General features: G+C 45.7%; 15 protein-coding genes. 11 read left to right on the top strand and 4 right to left on the bottom strand.

Features of this window, described 5'->3' with window-relative positions:
* Window positions 1-393 precede the first annotated feature (393 nt).
* From U4956_RS01325 to U4956_RS01290, 8 genes are all read left to right on the top strand, one after another.
* Window positions 394-759, top strand: coding sequence for an HTH domain-containing protein (locus tag U4956_RS01325; RefSeq protein ID WP_323088441.1), 366 nt, complete (start codon window positions 394-396; stop codon window positions 757-759).
* Window positions 760-1,036: 277 nt separating this feature from the next.
* Window positions 1,037-1,717, top strand: coding sequence for a FadR/GntR family transcriptional regulator (locus U4956_RS01320; protein WP_323088439.1), 681 nt, complete (start codon window positions 1,037-1,039; stop codon window positions 1,715-1,717).
* A 208-nt stretch (window positions 1,718-1,925) separates the two neighbouring features.
* Window positions 1,926-2,249 (top strand): competence type IV pilus major pilin ComGC, encoded by a 324-nt coding sequence (gene comGC, locus U4956_RS01315; RefSeq protein ID WP_323088437.1) that lies wholly within the window; start codon window positions 1,926-1,928, stop codon window positions 2,247-2,249.
* Window positions 2,206-2,637 carry a type II secretion system protein gene (locus tag U4956_RS01310; RefSeq protein WP_323088434.1) on the top strand — a complete coding sequence of 144 codons (432 nt, stop codon included), beginning with the start codon at window positions 2,206-2,208 and terminating at the stop codon, window positions 2,635-2,637. The genes comGC and U4956_RS01310 overlap by 44 nt, the downstream gene beginning before the upstream one ends.
* A 286-nt stretch (window positions 2,638-2,923) precedes the next feature.
* On the top strand, window positions 2,924-3,064 hold the full coding sequence (locus U4956_RS01305; RefSeq protein ID WP_323088433.1) for an RRXRR domain-containing protein: 141 nt from the start codon (window positions 2,924-2,926) through the stop codon (window positions 3,062-3,064).
* A gap of 267 nt (window positions 3,065-3,331) precedes the next feature.
* Window positions 3,332-4,030, top strand: a complete 699-nt coding sequence (locus tag U4956_RS01300; protein WP_323088432.1) for a hypothetical protein — start codon at window positions 3,332-3,334, stop codon at window positions 4,028-4,030.
* Complete coding sequence (locus U4956_RS01295; RefSeq protein ID WP_323088430.1) at window positions 4,020-4,475, top strand: prepilin-type N-terminal cleavage/methylation domain-containing protein; 456 nt, start codon at window positions 4,020-4,022, stop codon at window positions 4,473-4,475. The genes U4956_RS01300 and U4956_RS01295 overlap by 11 nt, the downstream gene beginning before the upstream one ends.
* 67 nt (window positions 4,476-4,542) lie before the next feature.
* Window positions 4,543-4,917, top strand: coding sequence for a hypothetical protein (locus U4956_RS01290; protein ID WP_323088429.1), 375 nt, complete (start codon window positions 4,543-4,545; stop codon window positions 4,915-4,917).
* Window positions 4,918-5,030: 113 nt separating this feature from the next.
* Here U4956_RS01290 and U4956_RS01285 read toward each other — a convergent pair whose 3' ends face one another.
* The 3 genes from U4956_RS01285 to U4956_RS01275 all read right to left on the bottom strand — a co-directional run bounded on the left by U4956_RS01285 (window position 5,031) and on the right by U4956_RS01275 (window position 8,129).
* On the bottom strand, window positions 5,031-5,603 hold the full coding sequence (locus U4956_RS01285) for a GNAT family N-acetyltransferase (protein WP_323088428.1): 573 nt from the start codon (window positions 5,601-5,603) through the stop codon (window positions 5,031-5,033).
* A 24-nt stretch (window positions 5,604-5,627) separates the two neighbouring features.
* Window positions 5,628-6,719 carry an N-acetylmuramoyl-L-alanine amidase gene (locus tag U4956_RS01280; protein WP_323088426.1) on the bottom strand — a complete coding sequence of 364 codons (1,092 nt, stop codon included), beginning with the start codon at window positions 6,717-6,719 and terminating at the stop codon, window positions 5,628-5,630.
* Between the two features lie 540 nt (window positions 6,720-7,259).
* Window positions 7,260-8,129: an HAD family hydrolase gene (locus tag U4956_RS01275; RefSeq protein ID WP_323088424.1), complete on the bottom strand. Its 870-nt coding sequence runs from the start codon at window positions 8,127-8,129 to the stop codon at window positions 7,260-7,262.
* A gap of 587 nt (window positions 8,130-8,716) precedes the next feature.
* Here U4956_RS01275 and U4956_RS01270 point away from each other — a divergent pair.
* The 3 genes from U4956_RS01270 to U4956_RS01260 all read left to right on the top strand — a co-directional run bounded on the left by U4956_RS01270 (window position 8,717) and on the right by U4956_RS01260 (window position 12,336).
* The gene (locus tag U4956_RS01270; protein WP_323088422.1) at window positions 8,717-9,757 is read left to right on the top strand and encodes a pyruvate kinase; all 1,041 of its coding nucleotides are present in this window, start codon (window positions 8,717-8,719) and stop codon (window positions 9,755-9,757) included.
* 351 nt (window positions 9,758-10,108) lie between these two features.
* Complete coding sequence (locus U4956_RS01265) at window positions 10,109-10,651, top strand: hypothetical protein (RefSeq protein WP_323088421.1); 543 nt, start codon at window positions 10,109-10,111, stop codon at window positions 10,649-10,651.
* The gene (locus U4956_RS01260) at window positions 10,648-12,336 is read left to right on the top strand and encodes a Na/Pi cotransporter family protein (protein WP_323088420.1); all 1,689 of its coding nucleotides are present in this window, start codon (window positions 10,648-10,650) and stop codon (window positions 12,334-12,336) included. Before U4956_RS01265 ends, U4956_RS01260 begins: the two co-directional genes overlap by 4 nt.
* A 198-nt stretch (window positions 12,337-12,534) precedes the next feature.
* Here the strand turns inward: U4956_RS01260 and U4956_RS01255 are convergent, their stop codons facing one another.
* A complete protein-coding gene (locus U4956_RS01255) occupies window positions 12,535-21,273 on the bottom strand; it encodes an InlB B-repeat-containing protein (protein WP_323088419.1) in 8,739 nt (2,912 codons plus the stop codon).
* Window positions 21,274-21,553: the final 280 nt, after the last annotated feature.

Below are 21,553 nucleotides of genomic sequence, written 5' to 3'. Positions count from 1 at the left end.
CCAACTTGGTAAAATCGTTTTCAAAGCGTTTTCAGATTCATTTTCATAGATGGCAGGGGGAATGAAATTTTTTGAAAATTCGAAAAAGTCTTGGCCTAAACAGTCTTCAGGAGAGTAAAATGCATATATCACATGTTAAGAAATTACAGTCTGTCTAATTTGGGTGAGTAAAAAATACGAGATGAAAAAAGAGAGTCGCTAAACGGGATAGTTTGCTCTGCCTGCATGAATAAAGTAAATCGAATCGATTCTGGATGTGAGATTCCGGAAAATAAATGAGGGATAAAATATTTTTCTGTATAAAATATTGACACATTTGGCTGAATTCATGAAATACTATAGATAGGATATGCACGTATCCATACTTGTGGGTGTCGCGCAGGGGGTAGTCTTATGAAAAAGACGAGATTTACGTTGGAGCAGATGGAAGAGCTCCGTGCCAATCCGTATACCGAATACGTCTCTGAAAAAACAATCCGGTTTACACCGGTGTTTAAAAATGAGTTTTGGTATCAGTATACGCAGGGCAAAGGCCCCAGCAAAATTTTCAGAGAGCTTGGTTATGATCCTGAAACTCTGGGACAGTACCGGATCAGCAATTTCGCGTACAAACTTACCAAGAAGATGGAAGAAAGAACCAACCTTTCACCTTTGGAAAGAGAACGCGATTTACAAAGTCAGGTAGACGCTTTACGTTTTGAGATTGACAGTCTCAAAAAGATCATTATTCGCGACGATATTGAAAAAAGGAAACGCTAGCCTGATGGCTGGCGTTTCCTTTTTTCAGGGGGTGTTTCCATTTGTTTTTATGGCTGAGAATATTTATGTGTCCCTTCAGTAGAGCCGTCTTTTGGAATAGTGAGTCTGAATATGAAAAATCGAAAAGAAATTGATTTGAATGAAAATATTGCTTTAGATTGTCAGTCGAAAAACCCGCAAAATTATGCCAATATATGATAGTCATTGGCACTAACACAGCCATTGGAAGCCATTGGAAAGATGAGCAGCAAAGAAGCGACATTGAAAGGAGTCTATCATGGATCAAGGAAACAGGACGTATAAGCGGCTGATTGATTATGTCAAACAGGAAGTGCAGGCAGGCCGCCTGCGGCCAGGAGACAGGCTGCCCACTGAGCGGGATCTGGCTTTGCGGCTTGAGATCAGCCGCAACTCAGTGCGTGAAGGGCTGCGTCTGTTAGAGAATATGGGGATTCTCTACTCCAGACAGGGCTCGGGAAATTATCTTTCGAGTAACTTTGACCATACCATGGCCGAAATGCTTGCATTCATGTATTTCATTAAGGGCATGAATGATCGCTCGGTGACAGAATTTCGCTGGGCCATTGAAAGAGCTGCTCTGCCGCTGGCCATCGAACGCATCGATGCCGACGAAAAATCAGAACTTGAAGAGATGATCATTGGCCTGGAAAAAGCGCCAACAGAACAGAAGCAGATTTTCTATGACCGTGAACTGCATCGCATTATTGTCCGTGCCTGCCGCAATGATTTTCTGATTGCCAGTTATGAAGCTCTGACGGATTTGATGGACACCTATATTCAGACCATGCGTGCTGCAATCATTGAGCAGATGGAAAGCCGTAATGAGCTGGAAAGTGCGCATGATGATCTGGCTTATGGGGTGATCCGGGGTGACTTGCCGCTGGCTTTAAGCGGACTTGAAAAGCATTATACCTACATTAACCAATATAAAAAATAATTCGATATTCAATGTACACATTCCTGAACTGCTGAGAATTGCTGACGATATTTCTGGTCAGTCTAATCTTGGCATGTATGGCCGACCTGTTTTTGCAGGCCGGATTTTTTTATGGCCTGAATCATTTTTGGTTTTCTAAATTCATAAATTTCATCCACTTGCCGAAACGCATTCTGGATTTTGCGTATATCAGGGTGGAGGTGTTGATATGAGTTATGACATCAGACACAGAAAACAAGAGAAAAGGAATGGTTTCACCATCCTCGAGATGATGATTGTGATGCTTGTGGTGGCTTTGCTGCTGCTGATCACGCTGCCAAACATCCAGCAAAAAGAGAAGATCATCCGCGCCAAAGGCTGCGGAGCGCTTCTCGAGATCGTCAATTCGCAGATTCTGCTCTACGAAATTGATGAGGAGAAGACACCCACCCAGATTTCTGAACTGATCTCGAAAGGGTATCTCAAAGAAGGACAGGACAAGTGCCCGGATGGAAGCACAGTCCGGATTCAGGATGGTCAGGCCACCCATTAGGCCGCAAAGAAGGAACGGCTTTACAATGCTGGAAATGTTGGTGGTGATGCTGATTGTGGTCATTCTGACCGGTTTTATGGGTGCTTCCAGACCAGGAATAAGCCTGGGTTTATTTGCCCGCAATCTGCTGAACACCATCCAGATTGAACAGTTCCAGGCACTGGCCAATCGCGAAAGCCGAACCGTGGCAATCGATGCCCGAGCAGTGGATACCCCGACCAGCTACCAGAAATATCCATCAACAATCAGCTGCACCCAGCAGGTCGTCACTTTTAATGCCAATGGCAACATCACCAAAGGCGGAAGTGTGACCTGCCGCCAATATGATCAGAGTATCCGCCTTGTCTTTCAGATTGGAAGCGGAAGAGGAAGAATTGAATATCATTGACCCCATGGCAAGCCACGGAGGTTGAAAGATCCCTATTGTTTGACAGGACAGCTTCGGCTGTCGTCTGTGGGTAGCCTTGGTGAATCTAGTCTTTGGATCATACGAACTTTGTTGTTTATGCCATCACACCTTTAAGATATCGTTCTAGTCTTAAGCTCTGTGGTTCTGCTTTCAAAACCTGTTCGGGGTAATAGGTGGTGAGTTGAGCGTAAAAGCATTGACAACATTGGCGAAGGATACCTTACAGCCTTCGGGCTGGTTTATTTACCGAAAGGAGGGATCTGTCATGTCGGAAGCTTTGACCTATGTTCTGGACGTGGATGGCAATCCATTGATGCCAACCAGACACTGCAAAAAGGTTTTCAGATTCTTAAAAGCAAAGAAAGCTGAAGTCGTAAAGAGAACTCCTTTTACCATTCAGCTTTAGAAGAAATTAAACCGACTTGAGTCATCGAATGGATGGCTTATTGATAAGCAAAATAAACAATATTGTAAATATCGAACAGGAGGTGCAGGCGGAAATTCCTCCCACGCAAGTTATGGGGGTTCCTTGCCGCATTAGATGACTAAACAACCAATGACTCTGCACGAAAAAGAGTGCAGACGCAGATCTTACAGAAAGTCTCAACCAACTCAAAATCAGGGAAAACAGGCCCCAAAATCACAGGCAGGCAAGAAAGGATTGGAAAAGGACATGTGGATTCCCTGTGACCTGCCCCCATGTAAAATGATTTCCAACCGCAAACGCCAGCTCAGTCTGTACCAGTATCAGGCGAAGAAGTGGGACAGTCCCGCCAAAAAAGAAATGAAAGATCTATGGGATGAAATCAATGACATGGAAGTCAGAAAAAAATCCGGAAACACACGCAAAGTTTCCCGACAGAAAAGGCAAGGTGGCCGCAATAACCGTTTCGATGCAAACGGAAACCGAAAGAGCTGGAAGCACAAAAGCCAATACAAAGAGGGCTGGAATCAAGACAACTGGAACCAGGATGACCAGAGGAAGGCTGGCTGGAACAGGGAGAGTCGAAATCAGGAAGACAGATTCAAGGACATTCCAGACCAGAACGGTTGGAAGAAAGACGGTTCAAACAGAGAAAACCAATCCCGATATTCAACAAATCGTAAATCCCAGTCTACCATTCAAAGACCCAGAAGACAGACCAATCAGAGATCATTCCATCCAAACTCACGGACTTTTACGGTGCGTATGCCCCACAGCCAACAATCGCAACAGCAGGCCAATGGATTTCTGTTAACGGAAGCCCTGCTGGCGTTGGTTGTGTGCATGATCACTGGGTTTCTGTTATTGAGTTCAGTGAGTGCTCTTGCCAAAAGTCAGACACTGGAAGTCACTCAGGATATGGCTCAAATTCAGGAGAATGCCAGATAAGCTGGGTTTTGGGCAAATGAATCTCAACAAGAATGGGCTGGGAAAACGGAAGATAAAAAAGGCTCCAGCCAATGGTTTTACGATGATTGAAGCGCTGATGGCTTTGTTGATTGCTTCAATTTTTGCTTCCATTTTGTTTGTTCAGGTCCGAACCGCTCATCAGGCACTGCATCTTCCATTGGATGATCAGGAACAGTTTGCCATCTTGCAGATCCGGGAAATGGTGTCTCTTTCCAAGATTGCTCAGGTCCAAAACGATCAGCTGATTCTGGAAGAGCACGAAAGACAAGAGACGCTCCAACTGGACAAAAACCGGCTGGTCAAAAAGCCAGGATATGAAATTTTGATGGAGCACATCGATGCGATTGAATTCTTCACCCAGAATGGAAAGCTGTATTTACGCTATTCGAAACAAGGTCATGTCAAAGAATTCCAGATTGGATAAAACCAGAACAAATTTGCTCAAATCGGGCAGGAAAAAAGGAGCGGACAGACAAAAACATTCAGAATCTTTGAACGGATTTGTCCTTGAACCGGCCTTGATTCTGTTTCTGTTCACGTTGCTTTTCAGCTCATGGACAGCCCTGACGATTCAATCCAAAGCCTGTCTTCTGCAGGCAAACCGGCGCAGTGAGCTGGATCTGGCCATTCTGGAACGAGCCAAAACAATTGCCGGGGATCTTTCCTGGCAAAGACGATGCGCTTTGGACCTGGATTCGACCAGCCGCAATGAAACGATACTGGATCACGCTATCTTTTTTCGCGACCAGACGACGTTTCTGGAATGTTCCTATATCGAAAACGGAAGAAAGTTTATCATTGACGTCTATTACGACGAAACCGGAATAATCAAAATTGAATATCAGGGCCGATCGAAAACGAGCTGAGTTGGTCAGCCTGATCGAAACAGGAAAAACAATCAATGGCCAAAGGCATGCATTAGAAAAACGCCAGACTCACATCAGCGGAGTCTGGCGTTGATTTATAAAGGGAATTGGAATTATTTTGCGGATTCGTCCAGCTTCAGCCCCATCGTATAGCCAGAAGGTTCTTCTTCCAGAACTTCAAAGCCATGTTTTTTGTAGAAGTGAATGGCCTGTGGTCTTGTTTTGGAAACCCCGAGCAGTACGCCGGGAATATTTCTTGCTTTTAATTCTTCGATGAGCTGCTTCATCAGCTTACTGCCAAGATGCATGTTCTGCGCAGAGGGAAGCAGGTCAATATGAAGATGGGCAGGGTACTGATCTTTGAAGGTCTGCAGAAAAGACTGAGAGTTCATAAACCGCTCAAAACTGCCTGGGACAATGGCATCCATTTCTTCCTGATAAGCCTCGCTCATCAATTTGAAGAAACGGTCGGCATCGCTTTCGCAAAGCAGATACCCAAGTGGTTTACCGTTTTCATCACAGGTAACAAAGCTTGTTTCAAAGGCAAAGCGTGGATAGTAGTCCACATATTTCAGATAGGCAAGCTGCCATTGTTCTGGTGTTTTATTGGGATTGGACGAAGTCGCCTGATGAATCTGATGCAGAGCATCCAGATCATCCGTTCTGACATTTCGAAGAGTGATCATAGGGTCGCCTTATTTTTTTGTTTCTTATTGTCTTTGAGAAAGAATCATTTCTGAATAAGCAGCTGCCAGCTGCTGCATCAGTGTGGTACGCTGCTGATCATCTGTCAGTTTTGCCCGATCCGTTTCATTGGTCATATAGCCCATTTCCACAAGCATGGAGGGAACTGGAGAAAGAGTGACCACATGCAGCGGGTACTGATCGACGGTCGTAACCTGTTTGGATTCGCTCCAGCCAATCGCGTCGAAGGCACTGAAAACCTGCTGGGCTAAGGTGCTGGAAAAGTCATCATTTGGTTTGATAAACAGATCAACGCCGGAAAAGCTTGGATTTCCAGAGTTACAGTGAAGCGAGAGGTAGTAGTTGGCCCCGGTCTGGTTGATTTTATCCATGCGAGTGTTCAGCTCGTTGATGTCACTGTAGGTATTCATATCGGTATAGGTCGATGTATCGCTGTCCCGGGTCAGTTCTACGCGGATGGATGGGTTGATCATCGCCATCGCTTCCTTGAATTCTTGGGCAGCTTTTAGAGTGATTTCTTTTTCGGTCCAGATGATGTTGCCATTTTCATCGGTAACGGTCATGCCGGGATCGATTCCACCATGGCCTGCATCCACGAGAATGGTTGCGATGGTTTCGACTTGTGGATCAATATTTAAAGAAGCACTTTCCTGGGCAATGGGTTCATTGTCAGTGATTGCAGCCTCATTAATGCCGATCGTTGCTGCATCGGCCTGATTCTGATCGGCAGAATTTTCTTCACTCTGAGATTCTTCAACCTGTGATTCTTCGTTCTGGCTTTCCTGCGATGTGTTTTCAGGCTGATCATCTTCCTGAATCATCGAGGAATTGGATATTGACTCATCATCCGAAGAAACCACAGAGGAATCGGATTGTGTCTTTGATTTGTTTGCAGAGGAGGTTGTCTGGCTGTTCATATCTTCAGCTTTGGCAACCGTCTGAACTGCAGTGGAGCCAGGCTGAGTTCCAAAGGCTTTGACACCCAGGTTGGCTGTATATAAGGATAACGCTCCGGTCATGCACCAAAGAAAGATCCGGATCCGTTTTCTTAAGCGTCTTTTTTTCTTCCGTTTACGGACTGGTTTTTGATCTTGCATTTCGCCCTCCGTTCTTTTGGATTGGTTCGGTTTTGCCCTGAGGTAAAGGCAAAGATGCCCTGATAATCCTAACAAAGATTGTACCCAGATGTGTTTTGATGCAACCTGAAAGAGCCATTTCCCACAGGAAAACATGGTTCTTTTAAAAAGTTAATTGATTGTCATGCCTGCAATCCCTTTCACTTAGAAATTGCAAGAAGGGCAGGCAGAACTCTAAGCAGTCAGTTTGCACATGACAAGAAATAGGAAAAGGTTCCTGTCTTAACAACCATAATCGATAATGAATAAAATGAAATGCCTGTACTTTAGATCACTTTATCGAACGTAAAAAGAGATTTCTGCCGCCTGGAATGGAATCAGGCACTGACAGAAATCTCATCACAGGGTCTATTCATTTACTTTGGAAACAGCGCCTATCCATTCACTGCTTTCATTGTGGCATGTGGCTGCCGAGCCATGGTGTTTATCGAGATCGAACAGACCTGATAACGGAAGATGTCATGGAATATAGATGAGGATACAGAATCAAATTTTTACTTCTTACGCTTTTTCGTACGTTTCGATTGGATCGATCAGACCAAAGTGAACAAACGCATTGTAAAGACCGTCATCATCGACATCGGTTGTGACAAAATCAGCTGCTGCTTTGGCTTCATCGCCGCCGCTGCCCATGCAGACACTCGCGTTGCACAACTCAAACATAGGAATATCGACTTTCGCATCGCCAACGGCAATTGTATCTTCAAGATCATGTCCGATATGCTCGAGCAGGGTATTGATCGCAACGGCCTTGTCAATGTCGGGAACACCGAAATCACCGAACAGTGCCTCTTCGCCTTTGCCGCCCCAGGTTCCATTTTTGAGTTCTGGAAAATCTTTGCACGCGTCAAGATAGTCCTGATAGCTGGATAGAATGTAGCTGACCTTGTTGGCATCCGGGCGATACAGGTCGGTTTCATTCTCGATCATGTCCGGGAACGCATCGCGAACGGTCATCGTATCGGCGCCGTCTTTGTGTTTGCGCTTGCTGTACTGACGTACGGTCGGAATGCCGGAAGTCATGAAGTTTTCACTGGCAAACAGGCCGCTGTTGCATTCAACGTAGAACTCAAGATGACGCTCATGCAGCCAGTCGACGATCTTGTGAATCTGCTCTTCAGTTAAGGCCTGGTGGAATACTTTTTCTTCATGGTCTTCTACATAGCTGCCATTGCCGCCGATCAGACCATCCAGTCCAATTTCCCAGAGCGGGGGATAGATTTCGGCGCGCGAACGCCCGGTACACATGTAGACGCGATGGCCGTTTTCACGAGCTTTACGGATTGCGGCAACTGCGGATTCTGGCAGTTTTCCTTCGTAATCCACTAATGTGCCATCAACATCAACGAAAATAACTTTTGAATTTGACATGAGATCTCCTTTCCGCTTCCTGAAAGATTTAAATTGCTCTTCTTAGAAGAAATCTTTGATCAAATCTGATGGTACAGGAGCAGAAAGCAAAAAAACAGGTCAATAATTTCCGCAATTCGTGCTTCGAACCAGAAGACTGGAAGGAATGTTTCTTTCCATGCAAGATTCTAATCTGGAAAAGATTGATCGATCAACAGTGAGAAAGTTGTATCAAAATAATGAATTCTGAGGACCAAAAACTGAGACAGAAAAGAAATACAGATGAATTCGTTGCATAATCAAACATTGCTTGCACATTATGTTGCGTATGATGATTGCGTAATAGATTTGGAACGAAACTGCTTATAAGCCTGATTTGCGTTTCGTTCAAGGCCGTCTGGATGTAAGAACAAAATGGATCTGGTAAAATGGCGGTCTGCTGGGCTGTTAAAGTATGCCAAATAAAAGAAAATCTGAAATTGACCAAAAAACTGCTGGTTGATTGATTAAAAATCAATATGATGGAAACAGAACAGAATATCAGTCCAGACGTTTTGCTTATAAATCGATGGATAAAACGATAGAAATAAAAGATTGGAGAGAGAAGAATGGGAGAACAGATGCAACACCACGACGCGCAGCTTGAAATTTATGGTACTTTTGGTCCTTCCTGCCATGAAACCGAGATTCTGGAAAAAATGCTTGAGGCAGGGATGACTGGAATCCGTCTCAATTTGTCCCATGGATCTTTACAGGACAACCAGGAATGGGTCAAAAACCTGAAGGAAGCAAAACAGAATACCGGCCGGCCATGCAAACTGCTGATTGATCTGCAAGGGCGCGAACGCCGGTTAGGCAAGTTTGAAGCCTTTGAGGCGAAAACCGGAGACCACGTTCTTGTTGGCGAACAGATTCCAGTTGGCGGTGATGTGCTTGTCTGTCTTGAGCCTGGAGACATGATCCGAATTGGCGATGACAATATCCCTTTACGCATTCTTGAAAAAGAAGGACTCAGCTGGAAGGCAGAAGTTCTAGGCGATGGATTGTTTGAACCAGGCAAAAGTCTCCATATTCAGAATAAAGACTCCTCCTTGCCAATTCTCTATGCCAAGGATATTGAAAACTTGAAAGTCGCGGCCGAGATGGGTGTTACCGGAGTTATGGTCCCCTTTGTTCAGAATGCGCAGGACCTCAAAGAAATCCGTTCGATTATTGAGGAATATGCACCGGAATGCACCGTGATGGCCAAAATTGAAAATGTTGAAGGGGTTCGCAATCTCGAATCGATTCTTCCACTTGCGGATGAAATCGTCATTGCCCGCGGTGACCTGGCAGCTTCATGCACCCTGGCATGGATGCCAGCTGTTCAGAACTACATTGAAGACATGTGTCATAAGCATGGTAAGCCTTATATGGTCGTGACCCAGATGCTCGACAGCATGGAACACCATCCCTCCCCGACCAGAGCTGAAGTGAGCGATACTTACAATGCGGTCATGAAAGGAGCTCATTCCATCATGTTAACCGGCGAAACGGCTCATTCTCTTTATCCATTGGAAGCCATGGAATATTTCTGCCAGATTGCCCACAAAGCTCTCCAGCTCAAAGCTGATCCCGAATCCTTTCAGGAAATATTCAAAACTCTGTAATTCAAAAAATGCTTCTGATCCTGTCTTTGTATCCCTGCATCAGACCCTAATGCCCGTCTTCTTGTTCAGGCGGGCTTTTTGATGGGCGCTTTTTAAAAGCTGAAATTGCTTTACCTTTGGGTCTGTCACTTGTCTGGTCGGTCTGTAACTTATCTTGCAGTAAAGAGAGTCGTCAATGGCTTGAAGCAACAAAGACATCGAATCAGGATGAAGATCTGATCTGGCGGAGGCAAAAGACTGGACCCATAGTGAAAGACTGACTTTACACAAACTTTACAGAAGCTTTTCCAAACCGTGATAGAGCCAGAATCTGTTTTCCTTTAAGCTGGCAGTGTCAGGAGGAATCTTTACATGACGATGCTGATTATTTTAGGAACCGTTCTGGTTTCCTGGATTGTTTTTGAAATTCTTTATCGTATGGCAAAAAACAGTGAACGGATCATCCGTCTTGATCTTGGAAATCTGCTTCGTGAATGCGCAAAAGCCGCGAAAGGCTCCCAGCGCCGGGCTGCCCAGCGCAAGCTCAATCAGTACTTTGAACAGGAGCTGCTCCGATGCAGAAGACTGAGCGAAGATGAAGAACTCACTCAAGAGCAGATGCCGCTTTTTTATCTGAATAATGCCTGTTCCTTATATTTAGAGCAGGCCAGTCAGCTCAAAGGGGACCAACGAAAACTGGCCCAGAAACAGATGGAAGAAGCGGCTGCCGTTTTTGACCAGCTCAACCAGCCGTATGGCCGAAGCGCAGCAACTTTACAATCCATCAAATCGCTGAAAGAACAGTCCGTATTACCATCTTTACAGTATATTGGTGTCTTATTTGAAGAATTATTGAAAACTCCCCAAGAGGAGAACGATAAAACACTGCTGCTCCTGGCGGGAGGACAAGTATGAGTACAGAGGCATTACAAGCCTTGTTATTATTTTTTGGCGGACTCGGCCTGTTTCTTTATGGAATGGATGTCATGGCCGAGGGTCTGCAGCAGGCAGCCGGGGATAAAACCAGAAAGCTGCTTGAAGCATTAACCAACAATCCCTTAATGGGTCTTTTAGCAGGAGCGCTGGTGACAGCCGTCATCCAGTCTTCTTCGGCAACCACCGTGATGGTTGTCGGCTTCGTCAATGCCGGACTGATGTCACTGAATCAGGCGTGTGGTGTCATTATGGGAGCGAATATTGGAACCACCATGACTTCCTGGATTGTCTCCATGGGAGAATGGGCTGCTTTTTTGAAACCAGAATTTCTGGCGCCCATCTTACTGGTGATCGGGGTATTCATTCATATGATGGCAAGCAACAGCCGCCTGAAAGATGGAGCCAAGATCATGATCGGTTTTGGTCTGTTATTTACCGGGCTTGGCAATATGTCTGGAGCGATCAAACCGTTTGTCGATGCGCCAATCTTCCAGCAGATTTTCCAGACACTTGGCTCCAATCCATTACTGGGCATTCTTGCAGGGGCTGGTGTTACCGCAATCATCCAGTCTTCATCAGCGTCCATGGGGATTTTACAGACCATGGCGATGGCTGGAGCCGTGAACTGGGGTTCGGCTGTTTTCATCGCTTTAGGGCAGAATATCGGAACTTGCATTACCGCTGTTCTTTCGGCAGTCTCGGGGGACACCAATGCGCGCAGAGCCGCAATGATCCACCTGGAATTCAACGTTATCGGTGCAGCGATTGTCGGGATCCTGGCCGTGATCTTCTTCATGATGTATCCATCCATGATGGCGGCTCATGTCTCCTCATCCGGACTGGCGATTTTCCATACTGGATTTAACGTCTTTGCGACTTTAATCCTGTTTCCGTTTGGCAGAAAACTTGTTCAGCTTTCTTCGTATCTGGTTCCTCATACCCATGGCGCAAACAAAGCTGCAGATGCCGTCCTGATTCTGGATCCACGTTTCCAGACCGTTCCAAATGCTGCATTATCCGCTTTAGGCAAAGAACTTGAACTGATCCGCGACTATTGCCTGGGGTTGATCAGCGATTCCAGAGCATGCCTGGTTGAAAATGGTGACCAGCAAAAACTGGCCCATGAAGGACAGGAAGTTCTCAAAGCATGCATGGAAGTCAAAAAATACTGTGCGGGCATTGATCAGATAACGCTCAATGAATCGGAACGCCGAGCTGTCCAGCGGGCTGTTTTCTCCGCCCGCGACTTACACCAGATTGCTTCAGACTGTCTTCATATCGGCCAAATGAATGAAGAAGCAGTGTCGGATAAAGATCTGCATGAAAGAGCCATTGAAGAAATCAACACCATCTCTTCGCTTTGCGAAAATGCGCTGCGGGAAGTTCACATGCAGGCCGGACTTCGTTCTCGTTCGGCTGACGAACGAGCTGCCCAGTTTGAAAAGACCAAGAAGGACTGTCTGGAAATCAGACAGACTTTAGCGGGAATTCGGCATGCTTATATTGAAAACAACCGCTCGCAAAGTGCCTGGCTGGTGTTTGAAGCTGCAGATTGTTATGAACGCATTTCTCAGAGATGTCTTCGTCTGGCGGATGAAGAATCCTGGCAGAAAAGCTCAGGCCTGCCGCTTCCACTGGCCTATACGCCCAGCCTGCACAATTAATCCTCTATAATCGGCTTTGATGCCAATGCCGCCGCCTGGAGTCGATCCAATCGCTCAAACAGGCGGCGTTTTGTTGTGACAGCCAGCAAAAATCTGGTTGTTCTATGGTTCTTTAAACAAAATGCGGCAAAGCAGGTACGATTTGTCTACTTGCTTTGCCGCGTTTTTAGTCTGTGTTACTGTACTTTTACTTATTACTTAATTAGCGCCAAAATTGCGCTTGATGCCGAGCCATCCAACGATCAGGCCCATGAATGAAATTCCCAAAATTGTCAGCCATAAGACCAGATTGGTCTCATTTCCTGTTTGGGGAGGATCGTTCTTCGATTTATCCGCCTTGTTCGGGGTAGAAGTGTTTGTTGGGTTGTTCGAAGTTGTTGTGTTTGTAGGTCTGTTCGAGAGTGTGGTATTGGTTGGCGTGTTGGGATTGATGGGCGTTGTCACATTGGTCAGAACGGTTGAATCTGTGTTTTTCTTCCATTGAGCAGTCAGTGCCAGATCTGCATTCAAAACGGTTATTTTCTCTCCTGGCTGATAATTTTTTTCTCCATCGAACCAGCCAGTAAACGTATAACCGCTGCGCGTTGGTGCCGCTTTGACTGTCACTGTGTCACCTGGCTTGACTTGCTTTTTGGCGTACGATACGCCGCTGGCACCGGTACCCCCATTCAGATTATAGGTCACGGTATAGACTGCCTGATGATCAGGAATACCGTCGCTGTTAGCATCCAAAGCCCATACAGCGTAGAGAGTCACATCCTCTGGCCCCATCCGATATTTTGTTCCCGGAAGGAGCAGGAACTGATTTACTTTCTCCTCTTTTTCATCCGCTGTAAGCGCTGCTACACGCTTCGTTTCGCTCCAGCCTACAAAGATTTCATTGGAATTTCTTGTAAAGTTTTTCTCATTGGGCAGTGAAATCTCGGTATTCTTTGGAATGCCCAATACTTTTTCCGGGGCTGTACCTTTGCCGCCGTTGAGATCATAGGTGAGAGTGTAAGTCTCCAGCACATCGGCTGTTCCGTCATTGTCATCATCGTAGCCCCATGCGGCATACACCGTCATGTCCGCATTGTTTAGAATGACTTGAGTGACTGTTGTCGGTGCAACATCTGCGCGGCTGAAAATTGAAGGGCTTTTGGTTTCGGTCCAGCCAATGAACATAACCTTTTTATTCCTGGTATCGCTGTAGACAGGTGTGCCTGTCAAAGTGATCGTGTCACCGGAAAGGAGGGGATTGCCGTCTGACGTTTGTGAAACTTCATCCGGAACGCCTGTAACGCTGTCCCCCTGGAGAGCGTTTCCATCATAAATCAGCTTATACTCTTCCAGACAATCCGCCTTTTTGTTTCCGTTGCGGTCAGTGGCCCAGACAGCGTATACATGGATGTTGCCATTTGAATCAACGGTAGGACTGTTACCTTTGGCATCTTCTTCAGAAATGCTTTCTTCTGACTTTGATGGTAAGGCGATTTCGGTCACAATGTTGTTCTTCAGCTCTTCGTAATCAGCTTTGGTTTTGATCACTTTATCCAAAATTGATGTTGTACTCCAGCCAATAAGGACATTCGTTCCATAGGTAAAGGTATGGTTTTTTACTTTGCCGTCAGCATCAGCTGCTGGTTGATCGTGTTTAACGGCTCTGCCAGAAACCTGACCGTCATTGGAAAGCTGCACTGTTTCGCCGGCTACATGTGAGTGCGGGCAAATAATATCCATATGATCAGTGGTATTGGCATGGTAACGGATATGGACGTGGTCTTCACCATAATCAGGTATGCCGTTATTGTTAACATCGACAGCCCATACTGCATAGAGAGTCACATTCTGCGCTCCAATCTCACAGACCTTTCCTGGAAGAAGCAGGAACCGACTTACCTCCTCTTTTTCTTCTGCAGAAAGTGCATTCTTATGCCTTTCGCGGCTCCAACCCACAAAGACCTCGTTGGTATTTCGGGTAAAATCTTTCAGGTCGGACAATGTGATTGTTGTGTTCTTTGCGATGTTTGCCACCGTAGCCGGAATGGTTCCGGTGCCATCGTTGAGATTATAGGCGAGAGTATAGGTCTCCAGCACGTCGGCTGTTCTGTCATTGTCTTCATCGTAGCCCCAGGCTGCGTAGACCGTCACATCGGAATCAGCAAAAGTTACTTCGTTGATTGTAGTGGGCGCAGTATCCGTCCTGTCGTAGATTTTGTTCGTTTGAGCTGCCGTCCAGCCGAGGAAGAGCACTGTTTTGCCGTCTACCTTGCTGTGAGTCGGGGTAGGGGTGTCTGCCAAAGTAACTGTATCGCCGGAAATGAGAGGTTTATTGTTTGTGGTTGTAATCGCCTCCGGCATATTTGCGACATTTCCGCCTTGTTGAGCATTACTGTCATAGATCAGCTTCCGCTCTTCTAAATAATCCGCCACATGATTGTTGTTGTCATCGGCCGCCCAGACGGCGTAAACATGGAGGTTGCCTTCCTCATCATAGGAAGGACTGATGTCTCTGGAGCCTTTTTTAGAGATAGCATTTGTGTTCTTGGCGGACATTGTAATCTCTGTCACAATGCTGTTTCTCAATGATTCGTACTCAGCGTTGGTTTCGATAATCTTACCCAAAATAGATGACGATGTACTCCAGCCGATAAAGATATTGGGTTTATAGGTCAAGGAATGGTTTGTGACCAGACTAGTAGCCTCATCTGCGGCTTGTTCGTGCTCCACAATTCTGCCGGAAACCTGACCATCATTGGAAAATTTTATCATTTCCCCAGTTACATGTGAGTGCGGACAAATAATGTCGTTATGATCCTTAGTATTGTCATGGTAACGGATATGGACATGCTCCTCGCTATAATCAGGTATACCGTTATTGTTTACATCGACAGCCCATACCGCATGGAGAGTCACATCCTCGGCTCCAATATGATATTTGCTTCCAGGACGGAAAAGGTTCGCCTTTACTTTCTCCACGTCTTGTTCTGCGGGAAGCGCATTCGTATGAAAGTCTTTGCTCCACCCTATAAAAATTTCATTGGGATTTCGGGTAAAATTCTTCTGGTCAGACAAGGTGATCAGGGTGTTCTTTTGAATGTTTGTTTGTGTTTCGGGTATGGTTCCTGTGCCCTCGTTGAGATCATAGGTGAGGGTATAGGTCTCGAGCACGTCGGCTTCGTTGTCATCATCTTCATCGTAAGCCCATGCGGCATACACCGTCTTGCCAGCATTGTTCATCGTGACTTCGGTGACTGTTATTGGAGCAGTATCTGCTCGGCTGAAAATTGAATTGGTTTTATTTTCAGTCCAGCCGATAAAAATGACTTTTTTATTCCCTACATCGGTGTGGGTAGGTTCACCTGTCAAAGTGACAAGATCCTTAGGGAGAAGAGGTGTATGGTCCGTTGTTTGGGTAACCTCGGGCGGCAAATGATCCACCCGGCCCTCTTGTTGAGCGTTGCCATCATAGGTCAGCTTACGTTCTTCTAAATAGTCAGCTATTTTATTGTTATTGCGGTCAGCCGCCCAGACGGCGTAAACATTGGTGTTGCCATCTGCATCAGCATACTTACTTGTGTCTTTGGCATCTTCTTGGGAACCATCGGCCCCCGGCTTTTCCAGCAGGGTCACCTCTGTCTTAATGCTGTCTTGCAATGTAGCGAACTCAGCGTAGGTTTTGATAACCTGACCCAGAATTGGTGATGTGCTCCAGCCAACAAAAATATTGGGTTCGTAGGTAAAAGAGTGTGAGCTGCTTTCGTGTGCAGCATTAGACGCTGAGGCCCCATGCTTCACAGATTTTCCGGCAACTGTACCATTTGTGGAAAGACTCACCGTTTCCCCTACGACGTGGTGGTGAGGACAAATGATATCTGTACGCACATTGTTATTACCATGGTAGCGGATATGGACGGCACCATCACGGTAATCTGGTTTGCCATTGTCGTTGTTGTCCACGGCATACACGGCATAGAGCGTGACATCGTAAGCGGGCATTCTATGCTCATCACTTGTGATGATCTTGCCGATATCATCCTGTGTCGCATCTTCAGTGAGAGGACCCAGGATCTGCTCTGTACTCCAACCAACAAAGATTGTTTTATCGCCTTTTTTCAATTGATGTGTGTTGGTATACTCCGGTTTAACCATCTCGCCTTCGATATGTAAGGTGGATTGTGGGGCACTGGCTCCAGTACCACCGTTGAGGTCATAAGTAAGGAAATAGAGTTTCTTAACCTCCGCTGTAAAGTTCATATCGTTTGAAACTTTCACTTCTTTGAGCTGATCAGAAGTATATATTTTGTTGCTTTCATCCGTCCAGTTTCCAGTGAATCGATAGCCTTCATCGGCGATGACAATGGGAATTTCGGTAAAGACCTCATTGTGCCAGATCTTTGACTGAGTTGCATCTGTTTTATTGCCCACTGTTCCATGATCTACCTTGAATGTTACTGTATGAGGCTGCTGAAAGCCGATCGATAGTGGCTGTGCAGCGGCGAGGTCATTAGGATTCTTATTCATATCCAAAATGATGGATGCTGTGGCGGTTTTCCCTTCCTCACCCAATGAGAATTTTCCCCTGCTTTCCGGAATGGAAAAACGTAAAGAATTAGGATCATTAGCATCAGTGCTGCCGGGATTGTGAACGATCACATGGTAGGTATCCGCCCGGCGACCGGTAAATTCAAATTTTCCTTCTTTAGCGGTTGTTTTATGTGCATTTTCCCCCTCAGAACAGGAGTCATTGCCGTTGCTGTGATTGGCCTCGATCTTCACTTCACCCGTGTAAAGTTCATCAACACCTTCCTTGTATTGGCCATCAAAGTCTTTATCAATAAAAATCTTTCCAGCAATTTTGCCCGTCTGGAACTCTACCTGAATGCGGGGCAGGGGATTGTGGCCTCGATTGGACGTATTGCCTACAGAATAGGGAGATACGCCACATGGTCCGAAGTTGATCTCGCTGCCTACCAAGTCTGCATTCTCGTTAAACGTTGGTTCCAGACGCATGTTGACTCTAAGCTCCGCCTTTTCCGAGATAGAATTAATTTCAGGCTTTGCGGCAATGCGGATCATTTTGACTTCTTTCCATTTTGCAGCTTTTTCTTCTTCGGTCTCACATCCAATTAACAGCTCTTCTTTTGCCTTGTAATTATTAGTAACGGTAGCATAGTGCGTCGGGTCACCGGCTTTTGCGTTGGAGTCGATATCTGTTGCGTAGGTGACCTGAATGTTATGAGCAGAAGTACCATTCAGGTCTGGTTCACGAGTCAGGTTCATATCAAATTCAAAGGGCTGCTCCTGCATATGGCTGTCCCAGAAATCTCCCTTCTTGGGGATTGGGATAAAGTAGTAGAAGGCATGAGCATCCTCTTTAGAGAACTCCCTGCCGGTTTCATTCTTCAGGGTAAACAGCATATCCACCACATGATCTGCGTCCTTCAGATAGACCGTGTGCTTGTTAATGTCAAAGTTGGAATACTTTTCCGGATCAAACTCAGCTTTAGAACCTTTATCTGTCATTCTTGCCCCGAAGGAGAAGGTCAAACCCAGCCGAGCTGCTACCACAGACAGTTTCGTACCCGTTGCGTTGACATTGAAGGTACTATACCGTACCCCATTGTCGGTAACTGTATAATTATTACCATTAATACTATATTGCTTGCCCATAACCTGGTACTGTGCGAGAGTGCCGTCGTTTGATGTAGATGTCAGAGATTTGCTTTTGAATCGTACACAGTCACGCATATCCAGAGTCATCGCGTCCGCATCTTTAGCAATCTCCATATCAAAAGAAATTCCGATCTGATACTGTCCCAGCGTATTGGTAAACCAGCCGACCTTGACAGGAGTGGTGGCCTTCTCAAAGGTGATTTTGTACAGTTTATAGCCAGTTTTAGCAGCAGTGTTGGCTGCAGCCTCAGCAGGTGTTAACGCTGTGAGTGTATATGTTTCGCTGGAAATTTCGGTTCTTGTAGGGGTTGCATTCGTCTCTATAACTGAATCAAACAAGAAAACCTTATCTGCTACTCTGCCAACCTCCTGGTACAGTTTGAGATTGCTGACTGTTATCTTTTCTGGCAGGTGGATATAGATTTCTGGATCCGTTGCAATATTATTAGTGGAATAGGGAAAAGCAGAGGAGCTGAGCAGACCGTTGAAGGTAATCGTATCTCCGGCTGTCGCGGTGGTTTTACTCAGGATCGGTTTCCGCTCCAGGGTGCCTTGCTTGTATGCCTGTTCCATAGCCAGGGGGATTTCGCCCTTTGGTTTGTTATCGCCGTAGGTACCAGTGGTCTCATTTGTGATGGTAACCGCAAAGGTACCGGATTTTATATTGTTTTGATCACTGGATATGTCATGCATCTTCATCGTAGCAAACCCCGAATAGGTACTCGTCTCAGCAGTTAGAAGTTTACCGAAGGTAGTGCCGCATCCTGATGTGGGATCTGTGGATCGAGAGGCCACATAGCCAACGTAGTCTCTTTCATAGGAGCCGACATCCGCTTTGATTTTGGTAAAATACTCGTCCTTTGCAAGATTTGCCATCTGAGCGGTAAAGGTGACAAAGCCGTCTTGGGCGGTAAGAGGGGTGCTGTACGATGTCCAAGTATCATCACCAGTTTTTGTTGTCTGGTACTGGACTGTAACGAGATTTCCACTGGTTGCAGGAATCTTTTGAGCGGTCACACCGATTTCATTCGTATTTGTGTAGGAGAATTTTACTGTCTTTGGAGCACTTTTATCACCGCCGTGATTAACTACCTGGAACTGTCCCAGGCAGTAGACAATGCTGGGATCGGAGCCAAATGCATTGTAGATGGGGGGAAGGGAGCCGCCCACAACGCTCATGCTCTCATTTGAATGGGGTGTAAAATTGAGGCTCGCAAACTTATGGTTCCAGGGGTACCATGTCGTGCCATCCTGCCAGGTGATTAATCCGCACACCGCTGCAGAAGAGCCGGAGGCGGGTGGTTTCTCATATTGATAGCATGTTGGTGCTACATTGCCAGTACTAAAAATTGAGCTGTTGCTCCATGTGACAGATTTTTCCAAAGTGGCTTCGCATTTATTTCCCCACGTGAAGTAGGGCGTGAAGTATTCCTGTCCATACTCCAGATACAGGTTTTCCCATATAAGCTTGACGGTATGTTGAGTATCGTTGGGCTCCGTTTTGAATGTAAAACTGTCTTTATAGTCACCTTTCGCATCTTTATAGTTTTCTGGGTTTAGAAGATTAAGTCTTGTGGACTGTCCGGCAGGATCATAGGTTATGTGATCGAATTGTGCATAAACGTTCTGATTATTTTTTTTGTAATATGGCAGAGCAATGGTAATTTCCAGTTTCTTGAAAAACTGAGGCATGTCGATGTAGTCTTTGTCCGGGTTCAGCCAGATTTGGCGCAAGGCAAACGGCTCGTTTGCGGCTGTAGGCACACCATTCTTTACACCAACACTGGACAGTCTGGGGCCGGTCTGGATGGCTCTGGTGTCGCTCGAAGTACTGTTGTATTTACCTGTGATTGTAGGGGTAGCGGAGATTGTCTGGAATACTTGGTCGGTTCCTTCCGCATTAGCCGTATAAACCTTGATTTTCAATGAATCGGTAAGTTTTTGTTTTGCTCTTCTGTTCCAGAGAACTAGATCTGGAGCTAGAACGATATTAAAGCTGTTCTGCTGTGCCGTAGCTTTAAGAGAATAAGTGATGGTTCCGTTTGTTGGACGATACTCCCCGTAATTATTCTCACTTTGCAGTTGGTCAATGTTTTCAGGGGTTACACTTTCTGCCATTCCGCCCCGGTCAGGAATCGGGTATTCCACCACAGTCAGTCCATCAGGCACTGTGATCTCCACCTTTTTATTTGGCAGATTCAGCTCACTGTCGACTACAAGGTGCAGGGTAAATTGTTTAGAAAAATCAATGGAAAAAGAAGTCTCCTCTAAAGAAGGTTCACTTGGGGAGGATTCTTTTAACAAAGATTGATTCTCCTTGCCTTCTGCCCAGATCTCGGCGGTAACAATTTTCATTCCAGTGATTGGATTCGTGTCGGTCTCCTCGCTAAGCGCCTGAATATTCGAGGTATCCACAGAATCGAAGGAAGTGTTGTTTTCGTTATCTTCCTCGATTGGGTTCGGCTCCTCCTCGTTTGAAAGGTTGGGCTTGTCTTCTTCACTCGGCTTTAATGAGTCCACGTCTGTTTCTTGATTATCTGGTTGTGGATTATCTGATTTCGACGGCTGTGAGGTCGTGGATGAGGGGACTGTTTGGTTCTGCCCGCTTCCATTGCTCACTGTTGGGGTATCCGGATCCTCCACAAACTCAGAGGAAGTGGCAGTGTCACCTGTCTGGGTCTGGTTTTGTGTGTTATCCAGATTTGTTTGAGGTCTGTCAGGCGCTTCAGTATCGATTTGCGGTGGGTTTGCAGGAGTGGATGGGGAATCTGGTTGCTCTTGTCCATCGGCATTGTCTGGTGTCTGAATTTCCAGGCTGTCCACAAATTCGAGGAATTCTTCGATCTTATCCGGATCGATTTGTTCTTTTTCTTCCTCTTCCAGATCGTCAAAAGCTTTCTTGGCTTTCGCAGCCTGTTTTAAAAGATCAAGCTTGTCGTCTTCGTTTAAATCTGTTTCCTGCTCTTTTTGCTGTTCCATCAATTCGAGAACAGCGTCAATCTGCTCTTCCACGGGGCAGATGGGGCAGATAAAGCTGCATCTGGGGTTGTCCTCGGTGTAGCCGCAGTTCTCGTCATGATTATGGTGTTTGCACAGTTCTGTTTTGTCTGATTCCGGCTGGGTTGTAAGAGTAGAGGAATTATCAGGTTCCTGTTGCCCCCCCTCAATAGTGGAGGATTCGAACGGATCCTGGGAGGTGTCGATTGCAGAGACTTCCATCATATTTGTGCTGAGCGCAACACAAAGGGCTGCACTGGCAGCTCTGCACCAAAAATTAGCCATATTTTTATGTCGTCTCACTGATATAGTCCTTCCTTTCTAATCTAAAACAGCGATCCATACAGTTATATAGCAATGAGTATAACTATCCTTATAAGATACATCTTTTGATGAACTTATTACATCTTTAAATTATATGGTCATGTGGCTTGAAATGAAAGATTTTTCTGATGCATCAGATAAGACAGAAGATTTGAGGATGGTTTTATCAGTGTTAATAACGCTTTGTATAAAGTGAAAATATATAGATATACATTTGACTGTTTTTTTCTTTATGGTTTTT

This window comes from Allobaculum sp. JKK-2023 (assembly GCF_034745455.1).
Classification (GTDB): domain Bacteria; phylum Bacillota_I; class Bacilli_A; order Erysipelotrichales; family Erysipelotrichaceae; genus Allobaculum.
Note: the sequence above shows the minus strand (reverse complement) of the source record. Positions and strands in the feature narration are given on the sequence as shown.

Bases quoted from the DNA above. Each gene is read 5' to 3' on its own strand.
- U4956_RS01325 (WP_323088441.1), top strand. From the start codon at position 394: ATGAAAAAGACGAGATTTACGTTGGAGCAGATGGAAGAGCTCCGTGCC.
- U4956_RS01320 (WP_323088439.1), top strand. From the start codon at position 1,037: ATGGATCAAGGAAACAGGACGTATAAGCGGCTGATTGATTATGTCAAA.
- comGC (WP_323088437.1), top strand. From the start codon at position 1,926: ATGAGTTATGACATCAGACACAGAAAACAAGAGAAAAGGAATGGTTTC.
- U4956_RS01310 (WP_323088434.1), top strand. From the start codon at position 2,206: ATGGAAGCACAGTCCGGATTCAGGATGGTCAGGCCACCCATTAGGCCG.
- U4956_RS01305 (WP_323088433.1), top strand. From the start codon at position 2,924: ATGTCGGAAGCTTTGACCTATGTTCTGGACGTGGATGGCAATCCATTG.
- U4956_RS01300 (WP_323088432.1), top strand. From the start codon at position 3,332: ATGTGGATTCCCTGTGACCTGCCCCCATGTAAAATGATTTCCAACCGC.
- U4956_RS01295 (WP_323088430.1), top strand. From the start codon at position 4,020: ATGCCAGATAAGCTGGGTTTTGGGCAAATGAATCTCAACAAGAATGGG.
- U4956_RS01285 (WP_323088428.1), bottom strand. From the start codon at position 5,603: ATGATCACTCTTCGAAATGTCAGAACGGATGATCTGGATGCTCTGCAT.
- U4956_RS01280 (WP_323088426.1), bottom strand. From the start codon at position 6,719: ATGCAAGATCAAAAACCAGTCCGTAAACGGAAGAAAAAAAGACGCTTA.
- U4956_RS01275 (WP_323088424.1), bottom strand. From the start codon at position 8,129: ATGTCAAATTCAAAAGTTATTTTCGTTGATGTTGATGGCACATTAGTG.
- U4956_RS01270 (WP_323088422.1), top strand. From the start codon at position 8,717: ATGGGAGAACAGATGCAACACCACGACGCGCAGCTTGAAATTTATGGT.
- U4956_RS01265 (WP_323088421.1), top strand. From the start codon at position 10,109: ATGACGATGCTGATTATTTTAGGAACCGTTCTGGTTTCCTGGATTGTT.
- U4956_RS01260 (WP_323088420.1), top strand. From the start codon at position 10,648: ATGAGTACAGAGGCATTACAAGCCTTGTTATTATTTTTTGGCGGACTC.
- U4956_RS01255 (WP_323088419.1), bottom strand. From the start codon at position 21,273: ATGGCTAATTTTTGGTGCAGAGCTGCCAGTGCAGCCCTTTGTGTTGCG.